At 57.9% G+C, this 17,748-nt stretch carries 18 protein-coding genes and 1 pseudogene; 15 read left to right on the forward strand and 4 right to left on the reverse strand.

Going from position 1 to position 17,748, the window contains the following annotated elements; all coding sequences use genetic code 11:
- Positions 1-737, reverse strand: a pseudogene (locus F759_RS39035) (NAD(P)-binding domain-containing protein); the annotation flags it as partial.
- Between the two features lie 114 nt (positions 738-851).
- Between F759_RS39035 and F759_RS0130725 the strand changes: the two are divergent.
- Both F759_RS0130725 and F759_RS45270 read left to right on the forward strand, forming a co-directional pair.
- Complete coding sequence (locus tag F759_RS0130725; RefSeq protein ID WP_152530744.1) at positions 852-1,148, forward strand: excisionase family DNA-binding protein; 297 nt, start codon at positions 852-854, stop codon at positions 1,146-1,148.
- Positions 1,138-1,275 carry an excisionase family DNA-binding protein gene (locus F759_RS45270; protein WP_152530745.1) on the forward strand — a complete coding sequence of 46 codons (138 nt, stop codon included), beginning with the start codon at positions 1,138-1,140 and terminating at the stop codon, positions 1,273-1,275. The genes F759_RS0130725 and F759_RS45270 overlap by 11 nt, the downstream gene beginning before the upstream one ends.
- Positions 1,276-1,363: 88 nt before the next feature.
- On the opposite strand, the gene F759_RS0130735 is transcribed toward F759_RS45270, so the two are convergent.
- Positions 1,364-1,645, reverse strand: a complete 282-nt coding sequence (locus tag F759_RS0130735; RefSeq protein ID WP_036025650.1) for a hypothetical protein — start codon at positions 1,643-1,645, stop codon at positions 1,364-1,366.
- 309 nt (positions 1,646-1,954) lie between these two features.
- On the opposite strand from F759_RS0130735, the gene F759_RS0130740 reads away from it, so the two are divergent.
- Both F759_RS0130740 and F759_RS0130745 read left to right on the forward strand, forming a co-directional pair.
- Positions 1,955-3,637 carry a phospholipase C gene (locus F759_RS0130740; RefSeq protein ID WP_027803227.1) on the forward strand — a complete coding sequence of 561 codons (1,683 nt, stop codon included), beginning with the start codon at positions 1,955-1,957 and terminating at the stop codon, positions 3,635-3,637.
- A 116-nt stretch (positions 3,638-3,753) separates the two neighbouring features.
- Positions 3,754-5,190, forward strand: coding sequence for a cytochrome-c peroxidase (locus F759_RS0130745; protein ID WP_027803228.1), 1,437 nt, complete (start codon positions 3,754-3,756; stop codon positions 5,188-5,190).
- 171 nt (positions 5,191-5,361) lie between these two features.
- On the opposite strand, the gene F759_RS42920 is transcribed toward F759_RS0130745, so the two are convergent.
- On the reverse strand, positions 5,362-5,532 hold the full coding sequence (locus F759_RS42920) for a hypothetical protein (RefSeq protein ID WP_154670923.1): 171 nt from the start codon (positions 5,530-5,532) through the stop codon (positions 5,362-5,364).
- Positions 5,533-5,808: 276 nt separating this feature from the next.
- Here F759_RS42920 and F759_RS0130755 point away from each other — a divergent pair, with 276 nt between their 5' ends.
- The 3 genes from F759_RS0130755 (at position 5,809) to phoU (ending at position 7,916) form a co-directional block, all read left to right on the forward strand.
- The gene (locus tag F759_RS0130755) at positions 5,809-6,120 is read left to right on the forward strand and encodes a hypothetical protein (protein WP_152530746.1); all 312 of its coding nucleotides are present in this window, start codon (positions 5,809-5,811) and stop codon (positions 6,118-6,120) included.
- A 475-nt stretch (positions 6,121-6,595) separates the two neighbouring features.
- Positions 6,596-7,045, forward strand: a complete 450-nt coding sequence (locus F759_RS0130760; protein WP_027803230.1) for a hypothetical protein — start codon at positions 6,596-6,598, stop codon at positions 7,043-7,045.
- A 163-nt stretch (positions 7,046-7,208) separates the two neighbouring features.
- Entirely contained in the window at positions 7,209-7,916 is a 708-nt protein-coding gene (gene phoU / locus F759_RS0130765; RefSeq protein ID WP_027803231.1) for a phosphate signaling complex protein PhoU, read from the forward strand.
- A gap of 91 nt (positions 7,917-8,007) precedes the next feature.
- On the opposite strand, the gene F759_RS0130770 is transcribed toward phoU, so the two are convergent.
- The gene (locus F759_RS0130770; protein ID WP_027803232.1) at positions 8,008-8,721 is read right to left on the reverse strand and encodes an IclR family transcriptional regulator; all 714 of its coding nucleotides are present in this window, start codon (positions 8,719-8,721) and stop codon (positions 8,008-8,010) included.
- Between the two features lie 197 nt (positions 8,722-8,918).
- Between F759_RS0130770 and F759_RS0130775 the strand changes: the two genes are divergently transcribed.
- The 8 genes from F759_RS0130775 (at position 8,919) to F759_RS0130810 (ending at position 17,733) form a co-directional block, all read left to right on the forward strand.
- Positions 8,919-9,611, forward strand: a complete 693-nt coding sequence (locus F759_RS0130775) for an RraA family protein (protein ID WP_027803233.1) — start codon at positions 8,919-8,921, stop codon at positions 9,609-9,611.
- On the forward strand, positions 9,611-10,555 hold the full coding sequence (locus tag F759_RS0130780) for an NAD(P)-dependent oxidoreductase (protein ID WP_027803234.1): 945 nt from the start codon (positions 9,611-9,613) through the stop codon (positions 10,553-10,555). Before F759_RS0130775 ends, F759_RS0130780 begins: the two co-directional genes overlap by 1 nt.
- 20 nt (positions 10,556-10,575) lie before the next feature.
- Positions 10,576-11,514 (forward strand): SMP-30/gluconolactonase/LRE family protein, encoded by a 939-nt coding sequence (locus F759_RS0130785; RefSeq protein WP_027803235.1) that lies wholly within the window; start codon positions 10,576-10,578, stop codon positions 11,512-11,514.
- 110 nt (positions 11,515-11,624) lie between these two features.
- The gene (locus F759_RS0130790; protein WP_407668562.1) at positions 11,625-12,971 is read left to right on the forward strand and encodes an MFS transporter; all 1,347 of its coding nucleotides are present in this window, start codon (positions 11,625-11,627) and stop codon (positions 12,969-12,971) included.
- Positions 12,972-13,019: 48 nt separating this feature from the next.
- Entirely contained in the window at positions 13,020-14,171 is a 1,152-nt protein-coding gene (locus F759_RS0130795; protein WP_027803237.1) for a porin, read from the forward strand.
- A gap of 12 nt (positions 14,172-14,183) precedes the next feature.
- On the forward strand, positions 14,184-15,230 hold the full coding sequence (locus tag F759_RS0130800; protein ID WP_027803238.1) for an amidohydrolase family protein: 1,047 nt from the start codon (positions 14,184-14,186) through the stop codon (positions 15,228-15,230).
- Complete coding sequence (locus tag F759_RS0130805) at positions 15,227-16,507, forward strand: MFS transporter (RefSeq protein WP_027803239.1); 1,281 nt, start codon at positions 15,227-15,229, stop codon at positions 16,505-16,507. The genes F759_RS0130800 and F759_RS0130805 overlap by 4 nt, the downstream gene beginning before the upstream one ends.
- Complete coding sequence (locus F759_RS0130810; protein WP_027803240.1) at positions 16,504-17,733, forward strand: MFS transporter; 1,230 nt, start codon at positions 16,504-16,506, stop codon at positions 17,731-17,733. The genes F759_RS0130805 and F759_RS0130810 overlap by 4 nt, the downstream gene beginning before the upstream one ends.
- The last annotated feature ends 15 nt before the right edge of the window (positions 17,734-17,748 follow it).

Genomic DNA, 17,748 nt, shown 5'->3' on the forward strand with positions numbered 1-17,748 from the left:
ATCGCATACGGAATGGAAGCAAAGGTCAGGTCAGCCTTCGCGGTCGTCATGCCCGCCGCCACCGCGCGCTCCGAGTAAAGATCGCCGAGCGCGAACTCCATCAGCGAATCCGATTTGACGATGTGCGTGGACGAGCGCTGCACCATGGTCACGTCGACGCCGGCTTCCCACAGGGCCGCGCAGATGTCGTGAGCCGAATTGTTCGCGCCGATCACGACGACTTTCTTACCGTGATACGCGTCCGGACCGGGATGCCGCGACGAATGATGCTGCTCGCCCTTGAACACGTCCATGCCCTTGAAGCTCGGGATATTCGGCTTGCCGGACATACCGGTGGCGAGCACGAGTTGCTTCGGCCGAAGCGTGAGATTGCGGCCTTCCCGTTCGACTTCGACGATCCATTCGCCCTTGGCCTCGTCGTAGCGTGCGGATTTGCACACGGTCGAGCCCCAGTAGTTCAGCTCCATGACCTTCGTGTACATCTCGAGCCAGTCGCCGATTTTGTCCTTCGGTGTGAAAACCGGCCAGTTGTCCGGAAAGGGCAGATAGGGCATATGGTCGTACCAGACCGGATCGTGCAGACAGAGCGTCTTGTAGCGCTTGCGCCATGCGTCGCCCGGCCTCTCGTTTTTGTCGATGATGATGGTCGGCACGCCAAGCTGCCGCAGCCGCGCGCCGAGCCCGATGCCGCCTTGCCCGCCGCCGACGATCAGGCAATACGGTTGCTCGGACGTGCCGAACGCGTCGAGCTTAGGCGCAACGGCTCGAAGCGTATCTACTTGTTCAATTGGCATCGCCGCGTGTCGAAGGCGTTAACCACGCCGGTTGCCACTGTTCCTATGGGAGCGAACATGAAACAAGCGATGACCGTCGCCGAAGTCGCTGCCGCATTGAATGTGACGCCAATGTATGTCGTTAAGCTAATCCGCGACGGCAAACTGCCCACAAACGCAAGTTCGGATGGCAGGCACACGGTCGCACGCACAGACGCTGAAGCGTATCGCTCGACAGCAAAGCAGCGCGGCCGTAAGGCGCTTGAAGACCTTTCACGCGTCTCGCAAGATGCCGACATTTACAAGAAACAAAAAGTAACTGGGGACAGCTCGTTCAGTTGCCCGCCTCTAAAGGAGCAGAGGCATGACCGTTGATGAAGTCGCGAAGTTCCTATTTGTGAGCCGGTCGCATGTTAGACGTCTGCTGGAAAACAGAGACCTGCGCGGTGCGCGGTGCCATGACGGCGAGTACATCGTCGATGACGGGTCCGTCACGACTTAGCGGCAAGAGTTGGACGAAAGGACAAGGCGATATCTCGACGGGCAGACGGAAGAGGACGACCCGCTTGGGCTTTAACGACCCGTCGGAGCTAGCTAGCCCCAACCAGCGTCCGCGCTTGCTCGAGAAGCGCAGATGCCGCGAGAAGCTCCTTGCGCCCGGCCATCGTAAGTGCCGCGGTCGCGGTTTGCGCAAAGAGCTCTTCGTTCAAGATTCGTGGAAGGTCCTGCTCGGCGATGCGTGTGCGCCGAAGTCGGAAGAACGCCAACATCCCGAGAGCATCCAGTCTCTGCTCTTCCGACGCACCAGCTACTACCAGCTCTGCCGCAGCAATCAACCGATTGATTGCATCTTCATACCTCGCTTGGTCCATGGTTTTCCTCCGAATTTGTCGGTCTTGGGTGTGACAATGGCGCCGCGACATGACGTGCAGGCTGCGCGCACCAAGACCTTTGGCTCGGCGCTATCTCTGACCGCAAGAAGAGCCCTTCTTTGCGGCAACCATTCAATGTTCTTTCGCAGCTAATTTTGCGTAAGGGTTGGGTAAATAAAGCGCCATTTCGGCGTCACGGCCGCCTGCTTAAATGATTGTGGTTTCTGAACGGTCTCCACACGCTCGCTCATTTGGCACTCTAAGGGCGGGCGAAAAACAAATAGCAGAACGACATCGGAGTTAGCGTATATGTTTTCTCGAGCCTTCCTGTTCGGCGTGTCAGGCATTGCCTTAGCCGTCTCGCTTTATGCTTGCGGCGGCAATGACAACACAATAACCCCGGTCTCAGCACAGAACCAGCTGACGACGGCAACGCCCATCAAGCACGTGGTTGTGATTTATAACGAGAACGTCTCGTTTGACCATTACTTTGCGACGTACCCGAACGCGACCAACCCATCGGGCGAACCCGCGTTCACGGCCGCTGCCGGCACGCCAACGGTCAACGGTTTGAGCGGCTCGCTCCTGACAAATAATCCGAACTTCATCAATACTCTGAACGGCGCGGGCGCCGCGAATCCGTTCCGTCTGGACCGCACGCAGGCGGCAACTGCCGACCAGAACCACGCATATACGGCAGAGCAGCAGGCGTATAACAATGGTGCCGCCGACTTGTTCCCGTTTTATACCGGTAAGGGGTCGAGTGGCGGAGCAGGTGCATTCGGCACGACCGGCCAGGTCATGGGCTACTACGATGGTAATACCGTGACGGCCCTGTGGAACTATGCTCAGCATTTTGCGATGAGCGACAACGCTTATACGGACACGTTTGGACCGTCAACACCGGGCGCTCTGGAGGTAATCTCTGGCCAGACTAACGGAGTGCAACTGGTCAAGACCAGCCAGCAGCCGTTTAACCTCACGACCGCATCACATTCGTACTACGTGAACGACGGTCAAGGTGGCATCACGCTAATCAATGACGCCGACCCCGCAAACGACCTGTGCTCCAGCACTACTGACCAGATTCTGATGTCCGGCAAGAACATCGGCGACCTGCTCAACGCCAAGAACATTACCTGGGGCGGCTTCATGGGCGGCTTTAACCTCTCGACGGCCAACAGCAACGGCACGACCGGGTGCAAGCGCAGTACTGTGGCTCCGGCAGTCGGTCAGGCGACAGCCGACTACATCCCGCACCATAACTGGTTCCAATACTACGCCTCGACGGCCAATCCGCAGCACACGCGCCCGAACTCGATGTCGACCGTTGGCTTTACTACGTTGCCCGACGGTAAGACGCCGGAACCGGCTAATCACCAGTACGACTCTGACGATTTCTTTGCCGCAGTGAAAGCGGGCAACTATCCGTCCGTGAGCTTCATCAAAGCCCCGGCGTTTCAGGATGGCCATGCTGGCTACTCCGATCCGCTCGACGAACAGGCGTTCACGGCCAAGGTGGTGAACTTCCTGCAGCAACAGCCTGACTGGAAGAGCACCGCGGTTATCGTCGCATGGGACGATTCGGATGGCTGGTACGACCATGCCTATGCGAATCCGACGAGCTCGTCGTTCGACGCCCAGGCGGACCAGCTGAACGGTGCCGGCAAATGCGGTACCGGGACGGCTCCGGTCGGCGTGAAGGGTGCTGCGGTCAACGGTCGATGCGGTCCGGGCACGCGCATTCCGTTCCTCGTGATTTCGCCGTGGGCCAAGGTCAACTATGTTGACCACACGCCGATTAGCCAGGCATCAGTTGTTCGCTTCATCGAGGACAACTGGCTGGGTGGCCAACGTATCGGCGGCGGCTCATTCGACGCAACAGCCGGCAGCATCATGGGCATGTTCAACTTCAACGGCAGCGGCAACAACCCGACTGTATTCGTCGACCCGAACCTCGGCTCCGTAGTCTCTTCGGTGCCTGCCATCTAAGCTCTGCAATCTGCGCCGGCACCGTGGTGCCGGCGCGATATAACAGTACTCCGGTGTTGCCAGCCCTGTGGGGCTTGGCAACATTTTCGTTTCCAGACTCCCCTGTCGTTGCTCATATGCCCGCCTCCTCAGCTCGTCCGACCGGAACAAGTCCTATTCAGTGCCAATTCCGGTTCAGCGTTCGACGTGCGCTTTTATGGATTGTCACTGCAATGGTCGTTATCGTCGTCGGCCTCTGCGGTTCGGCACTACTGTATCCATCACGCGCGCCTGCAGCAGTCGGCGAAATGGTTGAAAGTCTTACAGGCGCGAACCCGAATCCAATCCAGCTCGAGCGCCCTGTAGCACCAGCTCAGTTGAGTGCAGTGGCGCAACTTGGGAAGAAGATTTTCTTTGACCCGACGCTCTCTGCTTCGGGGCGTCAGTCCTGTGCGTCGTGCCACAGCCCGGAACATGCCTTCGGTCCGCCGAATAATCTGGCGGTTCAGCTCGGCGGTCCGTCTTTGTCCCAGCAAGGCTACCGGCCGCCGCCGTCGCTTATGTATCTGTACCGACAGCCAAATTTCAGTATCGGTCCGGACGCCGGCGACGCGGACAACGCGCCTAACCTCGCGCAGATTGCAAGCCAGGTTTCAGGCGTGGCAAGAGCACAAAAGAATGCCGGCGTTGCACCCGCCGCGCCCGCGATGGTTCCGCAGGGCGGGATGTTCTGGGACGGCCGCGCGGATACTTTGCAAGCTCAGGCTGCAGGTCCGATGCTGAATCCCGTAGAGATGGCGAATGCAAGCGAAGCGGACATCCTGGCGAAGCTCCAGCGCACGCAATACAAGAAGGACTTCCTTCAACTGTTTGGTTCCAACGTGTTCCAGAACACGACGTTGGCGATGTCTGAGGCGATGTTCGCGGTGGCTCGCTACCAGGTGGAAGAACAGTCGTTCCATCCGTACTCCAGCAAGTACGACTACTGGCTCGAAGGCAAGGCGCGGCTCAGCCAGGCAGAATTGCACGGGTTGCGTTTGTTTAACGACCCGGACAAGGCGAACTGCGCGGGTTGCCATCTTTCGAAGCCCAGCTCAGACGGCCTTCCGCCGATGTTTACCGACTACCAGTATGAGGCGCTTGGCGTGCCTCGGAACACTCAGCTTGCGGCCAACAAGGACCGCAGTTTCTTCGATATGGGTATTTGCGGGCCGTTCCGTACAGACCTGAAAGACCAGACGCAGTATTGCGGCATGTTTCTGACTCCGACGTTGCGGAACGTATCGACGCGGAAGGTGTTCTTCCACAATGGTGTATTCACTTCGCTTGAAGATGTCATGGCGTTCTACAACGAGCGCAACACCGCTCCGCAAAAATTTTATCCGCTGGGTGCAGACGGAAAGACGGAGAAATACGATGACTTGCCGAAACAGTTTCGCGCGAACATCGACGACAAGGACGCTCCGTTCGACCGCAAATTCGGCGACAAGCCGGCGATGACCGACGCTGACATTCGAGACATCATTGCATTCCTGAAGACGTTGAATGACGGATACCAGGTCAGCACGCGCTAGGCACTAAACCTTCGCTGCACCAGAGGCTGAGCCGAAGTAGTCGCAGCCTTTGCCTTTACGATGGCCTATCGACTTGTACCTGAACGAGGAACACAGGCATCCGGTGGCTAGCTTTGTGAGACGTAACCCGGCGCAATCGTCATTTTGAAAAATCCCAAAATACATCTCCCGCTAGCACTGCATCATGCGGAGGAACGGTATATCGACGCCGCCTCTTATCGGGAAGAGGTTCGATTGCGCGGTGCTGGAGGACAACTGGCGCGGTGCCCATTCTGTCGCCGCCAGATGATGATTGTTGAGGAAAACGACGAACTCGGACTCCAGTTCTTCCACCGACAGCATTTCTCCTCATCGCCGTGCCCGCTTACGACGAGCGCTGTTCAGCCCCCGGTGCTTTTCGCCCGAGGCGTATGCAACGTTGAAGTAGAAAGCCGCCATCGCGGGGCCTTTACGGCGCAATGGCGGACTCATTTCGCTGTGGTGAGTGAGCAGGTGAGAACGCTAACCATTGAGCGGTTCGTCAATCTCATAGCGGTTGCAGACGTGCTCCACCTATGGTCCTGCACAGACTTGGACCTGAATGACGTCCCGTTCATACTCCTGGCTCTCGCAGAGGTAATGACCGACGCGACCGTTCGGCATGAAAAGATGTGGGTTCGGTTTGTGTTTGAAGGTCGAATCAAAACGGTAAGCGACCTGTGGGCTGAGCCCAAGATGCGCGCGAGGCTTTATCGGATTCAATACACGCCACACAAAAACACCAGAATGCCAAATGCAAGAGACATTGTCGTTTGTGTCGAGGTCGAGCGCTCTTGTACCCCAGCAGACCCCCGGGCGGTTTCGATTTCTCAGGCAGATGAAGCACTGTTCGAAAGACTACGGCAATTGGCCGAACTCGACATGCGGCACCGCCGGGCGACGTTGTTCTGACGGGCAATGAGCGGATTCCGAAGCTGCTACGCGCCTAGTGCGTCTGCATCCTTCCTTGTGGAAGCTGGTGCCAAGCCCGGGCCTTTTGTCGTCGCGTAAGTCGGCTCCCGCGCGCTTGCGGAGAGGCATTAAACGATGTTGCCGACCTGCATGCAAACTCAATAGACCTATCGTTCAAGCAGGCTGGTTGTCGTCGTTGTGCCCGGGGATTTTGATGTCGACCCGTGATGGGCGCCTACTTCACTGGGCCATCCTCCCTGCTGGTGACGAGTCAAACGCACGCGCGAAGTGCGCACTGCACAAATTCAACGGTTTCAGCGACTTGCGCCGGTTGCTCGTGAATTGTCCACAGTCTTATGGACAGATTCTGTGGATAACTTGCAGGCCGGTTCGGCCCGCGGGCTTCGCCGCCGCAGGCTGGGACTGTTGAAAAACGGTATATACATTTATACCGTTTATCAGTCCGGAGGTAGTCATGAGCGAACCTAGCGTCAGGAAGCCGACGAAGAAGGCCTTTCATTTTCCGAAAAATGCCAACGGCCATGCGAAAGGCGATGGCGGGTCGGCAGAAGAGGCAAAGACACCGACCGCCGAAGCAGCAGCGAAACCGACTCCGACAAAGATTGCAAAGCAGAAGCGAGAAGTAGCCGTCGAGCCGGCGTCGGCCGCTCCCACGGCTGAAGTGAAAGTGAAGCACGCGAAGAAAGAGAAGGTGGTGCGCGACAGCTTTACGATGCCGAAGTCCGACTACGAAAAAATCGCGGCGCTCAAGCAGAAGTGTCTTGACGCAGGGGTCTCGGTGAAAAAGAGTGAGCTTCTTCGCGCTGGGCTGCTTTTACTCGACTCGGCTCCCACCCCCGAGAGTCTGCTGGCAGCTGTTTCTGCGGTCGAAACCGTCAAGACCGGTCGGCCAGCAAAATCATAGCTGCACATGCTCCGAGCGGGCACCCCTGCAGCCCGGGTCTCGCCGCTGCGCTGGATGCCTGCGCACGTTTCGTGGAGCTTCTGCCACCGTACCTTACGTGCTGCAGTGGGCATGAAACCGAGGGGCAACTATAAAGCAGCCTGGCCGGCTGACAGGAGTTCCGATGCCGGATAACCACCTTTCCAGTCGATTCGACGCTGACATCAAAGGGATATTGTCCAAGGTTTTTGAGATGGGCGGCATCGTTGAATCGCAAGTCATCAATGCGATGCAGGCGCTGAACCACCTCGACTTGGACCTGGTCGACAGAATCATCATGGACGAGCGTCGACTCAATGCCCTCGAAGCGAAAGTCGATGAAGAGTGCATCAATATCATCGCGCGGTACCAGCCGGCTGCACGCGACCTGCGTCTGCTGATGGCCATCTCGAAGACCGTCACGAACCTCGAGCGTGCTGGGGATGAAGCGCGGAAGGTCGCGAAGCGGACCCGACGAATTGCAGAAGACCGCAATGCCCTGGCCATCAATATCACGGAAATCGCGCAATCCGGTGAGATGGCCATAACTATTCTCCGCCGTGCGCTTGATGCGTTCGCGCGCCTCGATACAGCTTCCGCCGCACAAATCGTCCGCGACGATGACGCCATCGATGAACAGTTTCGTGCGGTCATACAGGAGTTGGTGACTTGCATGATGGACGACCCGCGAGTGGTCGCCATTGCGCTGGACTACCTTTTCATCGCGAAGGCCATTGAACGCATTGGCGACCATGCGACAAACATAGGGGAAATCATTATCTACGTCGTCAAGGGCAAGGACGTGCGCCATGTTTCTCGCGAACAACTCGGACAAGAAGCCTTCAGCGAATAACCATTCCGTTGTCGTCAGCGTGATACTGCCGGCAGCCCTCGGGCGGGATGGCCCGATGTAAGGAATGAACCCGCTCTGCGCCGCGGTTCCTTCAATCAAAGACGAACATGCGCTCGCAGAACGCAAGGCTTGCGCCAAGTTTTCTCGACAGTTCCGAGGCCGCTTTAAGTTGCGGACCAACCAGTTCGCCGGTCTCTTGGGCAGCGTTCAGTCTTGACGCTGGGCCAGAGAGAGTTAGCGCCGCCATGAACTTATCAGCTGCTCCGAATACCGGTGTTGCAAATGCCGCAGTATGGACGTCGCGGGCGCCCGAAGTGAAGATTGGCAAACTGGGCGGCCTTTCATATATTGGCTGGCCCAATCCCCAATACCTGAGTACCTGGCTAATAGCCGTATCGTCTAGCGGCAATGATGTGCCAGCGAGTCTCGTTTCCCTCAATCCTTCGGAAGGTTCGGCTCGGAAGAGGCAAAGACGCTGAGTGTTATCGATGACGTAATACGATGCACTTTCCTTTGTCGAAGCCGCAAGAGAATGGAGCACCGGCTCAACGATGGCCGAGAGGTGGAACGACTGCTCGTACAGCTTCCCGAGATACAGAACCCGGTGGCCCAAAGAGTACGACCCAGCGTCTGACCGAACGACATACCCCATTCGTTCCAGAGAGTTCATGAGCCGATACACAGTTGTCTTGTGCATTCCGGACGCTTGCGCGAGGGCAGCCAAAGTTAAAGACTCCACACCGGGCCGGAAACAATCCAGCAGAGATAGTGCCTTCTCTACCGCAGCTACGCCGTCATTTCCCATCTCTTCCTCACCCATTCCAGTCTATCGGCGCATTTTACACAGTAAAACGCATCAGCCGATGTTGTACACGATACAACGTAGTTTCGTATAGTAAAAGGGTTAACGCCGATGGCCGTCGTACGCGAGGGTGCTTATTATCGTTTCATACCGTACACCATGGTTGTACACAGTACAACGCAACCTGAGAGGTTAAGGCAATGAGCACTACGTCGAATTCGTCTATCAATCGCAATATCGCGCGCGTCAGCCCGGAACTTGTTAAAGCTGCTGCCAGGTTTCAGGCCGCAATTCTTGCGGATGTCGCCGGGCGTCGTGGAACATTCAACGGCCGAGTGCGGCCGCTCGCTCCGACGATGCAGGTTGCGGGACCTGCTGTGACCGTGGAAGTCCGGCCGGGTGACAACTTGGCAATTCATGCGGCGCTTGCGGTAGCGCAACCGGGAGACGTGATTGTCGTTGATGGCAAAGGCGACGTTACCTGCGCGTTGATTGGCGAAATCATGGCTACTCAAGCGCACGCTACCGGTATTGCCGGATTCGTTATCGACGCGGCCGTGCGGGATTCACATGAACTCACTCACGGTGACTTTCCTGTTTTCTCGGCTGGACTCAATCCGTGCGGCCCGACCAAAGGCGTCGCCGGACGCGTCAATTTCCCGATTTCCGCCGCTGGCGCCAACGTGAATCCGGGCGACCTTATCGTTGGTGACGCCGATGGGGTGGTTGTCATTCCCAAGGACGATGTCGCTCGTATCGTCGAACTCGCGCAAAAGAAGCTGGACGCCGAAACCGCTCGCATTGCCGCCATTCGCAACGGTGACACGCGCGCGGGATGGCTCGAGAAGGAACTCCGGGCAGCCGGAATGTTGGCAGAAGGCGAGGTGCTGTAATGACCATCGCTTCTAAAAAGCCTGTCTTGCTGGTGACAGCAGCAGACCTCGCCCCACAAGCGTTGCAGATGCTCACTGAGTTTGAAGTCGTGTTCGCAGGAAAGACGCCTACTGAAGAGGATGTTGTCGCGCTTTGCGCCCAGCATAAGCCGGTTGCAATCATCGTTCGATACGGCAAGGTGAATGCTCGAATCATGGATGCGGCGGAGCACCTTGAAGTCATCTCGAAGCACGGCAGCGGCATCGACGTTATCGACCAGGACGCAGCATCGTCGCGTGGAATCGCGGTTCGCGCAGCATCGGGAGCAAATGCTGCAGCAGTCGCCGAGCACGCGTGGGCCCTGGTCCTGGCATGCGCGAAAGCGGTACCTCATCTCGACGCCCGGATGCGCGCCGGTCATTGGGACAAGTCGACGCACAAGTCTTTTGAACTCGAAGGGCGCAGGCTCGGACTCGTGGGCTTGGGCGCCATCGGACGCCGTGTCGCCAAAGTGGGTCTGGCATTTGGAATGGAAGTTCAGGCATTCGACCCGTTTGCGAAAGAAGCGCCCGAAAGAGTCAAGCTCGTTTCCCTTGAAGAACTCTATCCCACTTCCGACATCGTTTCTCTGCATTGCCCGCTCACGGCTGACAACCGGGCGATGCTTAACCGCGAAACGCTCCGCCAGTTCAAGCGCGGTGCCATTCTCGTCAATACTGCGCGCGGCGGACTCATCGACGAAGAAGCATTAGTTGAAGCGCTGACCAGCGGTCAATTGCGCGCAGCCGGACTCGATAGCTTCGCTATCGAGCCGATGACAACGCATCCGTTCCAGACAGTATCGAACGTCATTCTCTCGCCGCATATCGGCGGCGTCAGCGACGCGGCTTACGTGAACATGGGCAAGGGCGCAGCGGCGAATGTGCTGGCTGTGCTCGCACAGAACGCCCGCAACGTCGCCTGAGCTCTTAAGTAAGGTTAAGCATGTTCTATCTCACATCGCCCCAAGTACGAACGGCTGAGGTCTTCACGCGCATGCCCGAGAAATTCCGTCAACCGGACGTACAGACGGATTGGGCTCGAGCGAATCGAGGCGGCTTGACCACGGACTCTTTTCTCGAAGGACCCGTTTGGGACCCAGCCGGTTTCCTGTTCGTGACCGATATACCGCACGGTCGCATCTTCCGGATTTCGTCGGCGGGCGAGTGGGACCTCATCGCGAAATACGACGGTGAACCGAATGGAATGAAGCGTTTCGACGACTCGCATTTGCTCATTACGGACTATCGCAACGGCCTGATGCTGCTGAACATCGAGACCGGTGACATCCGTCCTTACCTTGAGCGACGTAATAGCGAGCGCTTCCGCGGAGTCAACGACCTCACGTTCGACTCCGCAGGAAACCTTTATTTCACTGACCAAGGCCAAACCGGACTGCATGACCCCACTGGGAGAGTCTATCGGCTCTCGCCCGTCGGAAAGCTGGACCTCCTTCTCAGCAACTGTCCCAGTCCAAACGGATTGGTGCTGTCACCCGACGAAAAGGTCTTATTTGTCGGGATGACGCGTGGCAACTGTGTCTGGCGCGTGCCTCTGCAGGCCGATGGTTCTGTCAGCAAGGTCGGTCAATTCTTTACCTCCTACGGTCCGAGCGGACCTGACGGCCTGACGGTCGACGTTGAGGGCCGAATTCTGGTCGCCAACCCCGGTCTTGGCCGCGTGTGGGTTCTGAACCACCGTGCAGAGCCGGTCGTGATTCTGACAAGCCCCGAAGGTGCGTCTCTCACGAATCTCTGCTTCGGTGGCCCGGATATGAAGACACTGTTCATGACCGAATCAGTGTCTGGAACAGTTCTACGAGCAAACATGACGGTCGCCGGAGCACTCCCGAACCGTGCGATGCAAGCGGCTTTATCCAGATAGCTCGCGCGTAGCTGGGAATCACCCCGCAATGAGACAGAAATACGTCGCGCCGTGAGCAGTGCGATGGAGGAGCAGACATGAATATCTCGCAATCAGTCAGCAGCGCCCAGATGCAGACGAAGACTGCAGCGCCGCCGGTTTCCCACATAACAAGCGAAGAATACGCGGCGAGCGAACGTACGCTGGCAAAAGTGTTCCGACGCATCCTGCCGTTCATCTTCGCGTGCTATGTCATTAGCTACCTGGACCGGACAAACGTTGGATTTGCGGCCCTGACGATGAACAAGGAACTCGGGCTGACTGCGGAGCAGTTTGGATTCGGAGCGGGTCTGTTTTTCATTGGCTATTTCCTGTTCGAGATTCCCAGCAATCTCATCATGCAGAAGGTAGGTGCGCGTATATGGATTGCGCGCATCATGATTACGTGGGGCCTGCTTTCCATGGCAACCGCGTTCGTTGTAGGGCCCAAAAGCTTTGCCGCCGCACGCTTCCTCTTGGGGCTTGCAGAGGCCGGCTTTACCCCTGGCATTTATCTGTACTTTACTCATTGGTTTCCGGGTAAGTGGCGCTCTAAAGTCACTGCTGCCTTTCTCGTCGGAATACCTGTCGCCAACATCATCGGCTCACCAATCTCCGGCGCGTTGCTTCAGCTTGGCGGATTTCATGGGCTGCGCAGCTGGCAATGGCTCCTGCTTATTGAGGGGCTGCCGGCGGTGTTCCTCGGTATCGCATGCCTGTTCGTTCTGGCTGACCGGCCAGAAAAGGCGAAGTGGTTGACCGACAGCGAGAAGGCGGCGCTTGCACGACGCCTCCAGGCGGAACAGCGGGACATTGGAAACAAGCATGGCAATAAATTGCGCGACGCCATGACCAATTGGCGGGTGTTCGTTCTCGCGTTCATTAACTTCTGCGGCATCGTTGGCTCGATTGGCGTTGGACTGTGGATGCCGCAAATCATCAAGCAGCTCGGTGTTGAGCACTCTGTCGTCGGCTGGCTGACTGCTGTCCCCTACGTGTTCGGCGCAATTGTCATGTTGCTGTGGGCAAAAATTGCTGGCCGCTCAGCGAATCGCATCCCTTACGTTGCTGGCGCACTCGTCGTTGCGGCAGTGGCGCTAGCCCTTAGCACGTATGTCGACGGCGCTGTTATGAAACTGATTTGTCTTTGCTTCACCGTCAGCGGAATCCTAGCTTTTCAAGCTACGTACTGGGCAATCCCTTCAGGATTCCTCACTGGGCGGGCGGCTGCGGGTGGGCTCGCATTGATTGTTTCCGTAGGCAACCTCGGAGGCTTTGTTGGCCCTTCGATGATTGGTGCACTCAAGCAGACGTCGGGGGGCTTCACCGTTCCCCTCTTCGCAATCGCGGCAGTAATGCTCGTAGGCGCTCTGACTATCGCCTGGCTGGGTGACCCGGGTGCGGACGCGGGGGAAGCCCCCGCAGCAAGCAAGTCGTAGGCGTCGCCCGACTAGAACTAAATTTATAACCAACTGTCTGGAGACAGCATGTCCTTGAAGAAGGCCCCTCAAATAACAAAGCGCAGCTCCACCCTCATGCTTGGAACGGTGACAGCCGCAAGCATGGCGTTCGTCTCGCATACAGCGCATGCCCAAAGCAGCGTCACGCTGTACGGCATCGCTGATGTCGGCATCGAATACCTCAACAACACGAGCGCCGGCGGCTCGCAAGTCCGGCAGGTTTCCGGAAACCTCTCCGGTTCGCGCTGGGGCCTGAAGGGTGTCGAGGACATGGGCGGCGGACTGACGGCTGTGTTCAATCTGGAGGCCGGTTTCAATATCAACGACGGTACGAGCTCCCAATCCACCCGCGGTCTTGGGGCCAACGCGACAACGACGTCGCGGCTGTTTGGCCGTCAAGCGTGGGTTGGCCTCAGCTATAAGGGTCAGCAGCTCACCTTTGGTCGTCAGAACGCCTTGATTTACGAACAGTCTGTCACGTTCGACCCGATGGGTGTCTCGTCAAGATACTCAGCGTTGTCCGTCGACTATGCACTGGCGGCCCGCATCGACAACTCGTCGAAGTATACAGGTAAGTTTGGGCCGCTCACTGCTCAGGCAATGTACAGCACCCGCTATGACACGGGTTACGGCGCTGAAGTGCCAGGCGCCCAACTTACGGGCCGATTCTTCAGCGGCGCGCTGACTTATGGAAGTGGCCCGTTCGCGGCGACGCTCGTGTACGAGCAGCGCAACAGCAACACCGTCGCGACAAACACGGGAACTGAACGCCGTGCGATGGCAGCAGCGAACTACGTTGCTGGGCCAGTCACGGGATTCGTCGGCTATCGATACCTTCGCGCGTCCAGGTCATTCCTGCCCGCCAATCCAATCACGGTGGCGAATGGTTCCGAGGCTAACGCCGCCAATCTTTTCTGGGCAGGTGCCCAATACATGATTATTCCGGCGCTCCAGCTCACAGCGACGGCCTACTATCAGGACGTTCATTCTACTGGCGCCGACCCGTGGCTGGCGGTCCTTAGCGCTGACTATTTCCTGTCCAAACGCACTGACCTCTACGCGACGGTCGGCTACGCGCGCAATAGGGATAACTCTGCGCTGGGAGTGAACGGCTACGGCACGGTGGCGCCTGGGCATAACCAGACCGGCGTTGTGATTGGCATGCGGCAGAAGTTCTAAACGGACAGAGCCGTGCAAATCGTCCATGCGCCTCACATACCTGTACGAGATGACTGGCTCGCTCGGCGCGAAGAGCCAGTCCTCGAACCCGACCTCCAGATTGTTGACGCACATCATCACCTTTGGGACCGTCAGACGGGGCGGTATCTCGCGGATGAGTACGCGAAGGATGCTGGAAGCGGGCATCGCATCGTCTCGACTGTCTACGTTCAATGTCGCTCGATGCTGCGACAGGACGGGGCTGCTTCAATGAAGCCGGTAGGAGAGGTGGAATTCGCTAACGGCATTGCCGCGATGTTCGCGAGCGGGGCGTATGGACCAACGAAATGCTGCCAGGCGATAGTCGGAGGGGCGGACCTCACGTTGGGCAGCGAACTCGAGCCCGTTATAGAAGCCATGTTGCAGGTCTCCGGCGGGCGGCTGCGAGGAATACGCAATCCGCTCGCTTGGCACGACAACCCGACAGTCCGTTCCAGTCCCGTTGTTCCGCCTCGCGACCTCATGTCGAGTCCTTCCTTCCGTCAGGGCGTCAAGACGCTTGGGCGATTTGGACTGACGCTCGACGTCTGGGTCTATCACACGCAACTCGAACAGCTGTACGTCCTGGCACGCAGCATTCCGGAGGTGACCGTCGTCGTCGACCATTTCGGCGGCCCGGTTGGTGTCGGACCACATGCAGATGAACGTGAGCGGATGTTCGTCGAATGGAAGCGGGGACTCGAGCGCCTGGCAAGCCTGCCGAACACACGAATCAAGCTCGGTGGGGCCGGGATGAACGTATTCGGCTTTGATTTCGCATCGCGCGACCTGCCGCCTTCGTCCGAAGACCTATCCGCTGCGTGGCGTCCCTATTTCGACACCTGCATTGAGTTCTTCGGAGCAACGCGTTGCATGTTCGAGAGCAACTTCCCAGTGGACAAAGGGATGTTCAGCTATGGCGTTCTTTGGAACGCCTTCAAGAGACTGGCGACTTCGATGTCTGCGGACGAAAAGGCTGCTCTGTTCAGCCTTACCGCGGCATTGACGTACCGGCTGCAGATTGATGGAGACAAGTTATGAAAATGAGCGCAAACATCGCCCATTCTGAACTCGAAACCAAAGCCGAAGCGAACGGCTACAAGGACATCACTCGCGCCGAGTGGCGTTCGCTTTCCCTTGCAGGACTAGGGTGGACATTCGAGAGCTACGACTCCTTCCTGCTCTCGCTGCTTCTTCCGACGCTGGCGCTTCAATTTGGTTTGACAAAGGCGCAACTCGGACTGTTCACGAGCATCACGGCTGCGGGTCAGATTATCGGCGGCATTCTGTTCGGTTACGTGTCGGACCGGCTCGGCCGCGTGCGGACCGCGATGCTTTGCATCGGCATCTACTCGCTATTCTCCGGTCTGCTGGCTTTTGCGCCGAATGAACATTGGTTCGCGACGATTCGCTTTTTCGGCGCTCTTGGGATGGGCGGCACGTGGACCGCAGGCGCCGCGCTCATCGCTGAGACGTGGCACGCGCGTCGTCGCGGTAAAGGCGGAGCGCTCATGCAGATAGGTCTTCCAGTCGGCGCAATCCTTGCCATCACAGTTTCAGGCATCGTCAGCGGGGTCAACGACGGCTTGGGTGGAAATGGATGGCGCCTGCTGTTCCTCATTGGAGCCTTGCCTTTCTTCATCCTGTTTTTTGTCGCACGCAAAACGCCCGAGTCGCCCATCTGGCTTGAGCGCAAGCGAGCGCATGCACGCGAGTCAGCGCAGAAAGTGGTGAGCGACGAGACGCTCAACGCTCGCGGCCTTCTGACAGCCTTCACCTTCATTTTCTTCCTGCAATACCTCTACTGGGGTGTGTTCACGTGGACACCGACTTTCCTTGTGACGGTGAAGCACCTCGACTTCGTCCATAGCCTTAAGTTCGTCCTCGCCTTGCAGTTCGGCGCCATCACTGGCTTCCTATTGTTCTCAGCCCTGGTTGACCGGGTCGGACGTCGACCGATGTTTATGGCATACCTCCTGGTTGGAGCCGCAGCTGTGTTCGGCTACATCCTGTCGTCCAGTTCGCTTGTGCTGATGGTGGCCATTTTCTTCACCGGCTTCAGTGTCAATGGGATTTTTGCAGGTGCAGGGCCGTTCCTCGCGGAGATTATTGGCAACACCGCATCCAGAGGATTCTTCATGGGGCTCGCCTATAACGGCGGCCGGCTCGGCGGATTTATTGCACCGCTGGTCATCGGAGCCCTTGCTTCGACTTCAGGCGGCTTTGTGCTTGGATTGTCCACTACCATCGTCGCGTTCATAGCTGCGGCAGTCGTAGTGTTCTTTGCTCCGGAAACTCGCGGCAAGGCGTTGTCATGACGATAGCCGCACGACCACCGGGACTTGTGAACCGGCTCTTTCCAGCCCTCGCGGAGTCATCCCTACGGCGTTATCTGAGCGGGCAAGTGGCGTCGGTTCTGGGAAGCTGGACCCAAAACGTAACGCTTAACCTGCTCGTGTATCACCTGTCGGGCTCGGCGGCCATTCTCGCGTTGCTCAATTTCCTGCTGTACGGACCGCAGCTGGTCGTGGCTCCGATTGCGGGTTCAAGAATCCGCTCGGAAAACGCCCGGCGAGTGACACTCTGCGTGCTGACCGCTTCACTCTTATTGACCGGCAGTTTGATTACGTTGTCGGCGTTCGGTGTGCTGGGCGTGAAGTTGATTTTGCTTCATGCACTCGCCATCGGCATCTCCAGCGCAATAGAGGTGCCAGCGCGGCAGGTCCTGCTTTTGACAAGTTTGCAGGACGTGAGTCTGACGTCTAACGCCGTGGCGATGAACACCATGGTCTACAACGTTGGCCGGATGGTTGGGCCAACGATTGCCGGATTTGTTTATCCGACGCTCGGGCCGAGAGCATCGTTCGCCATATACGTGGTCGCGCTCGCCTTCATGGCTACCTGTGTCCGTTCAATTCGGCTGTCAACGAACGCGAGGCCGTCGCGCGCCGATAGCAGCCTGCGCGACGCGGTGGAGTACGTCATGTCTGATGCATTTTCAGCGCGCTACCTGCCGATTCTTGCCTGCATCGGACTGTTCGCCGCGAGCTATCAAACGTTGGTGCCACTGCTTGCAGACAAAGCGTTTCACGACGCGGCGCGGTTCACTGGTGTGTTCTTCGCCTGTGCAGGCGCCGGCTCCCTGAGTTCAGCTGTGTTGCTTTCATCCGCATTAGGTCCCCGGGCATCGGCCCGATTTATTACCTGGGCTCCGTGGACCGCGGCTGCCGCGCTGACGGTCCTCGCCACCACAGACGCTGCGGTGGCCTCCATGCCGGCCTTCTTCGCATTGGGATTCAGCCTCACATTCGCGGCCACATCAACTAACGCGACCATCCAGCGTCAGTGCCCGGAACACGTGCGCGGTGGACTGGTTGGCATGTATGGCATGGCTTACAACGGGACGATGCCTTTCGGCTATCTGCTTGTCGGCACTGTTTCGGAGGCGATTGGTGTGCGTCACACATTTGCAGCGATGGCGCTGGTGTTAGCGATGGGCGTAATCGCCATCATCGTGTGGCAACGATTCAAGGTACAGCGCTGAGGCGTAAACTAGATT

The sequence above is a fragment of the Paraburkholderia dilworthii genome (genome assembly GCF_000472525.1).
Classification (GTDB): domain Bacteria; phylum Pseudomonadota; class Gammaproteobacteria; order Burkholderiales; family Burkholderiaceae; genus Paraburkholderia; species Paraburkholderia dilworthii.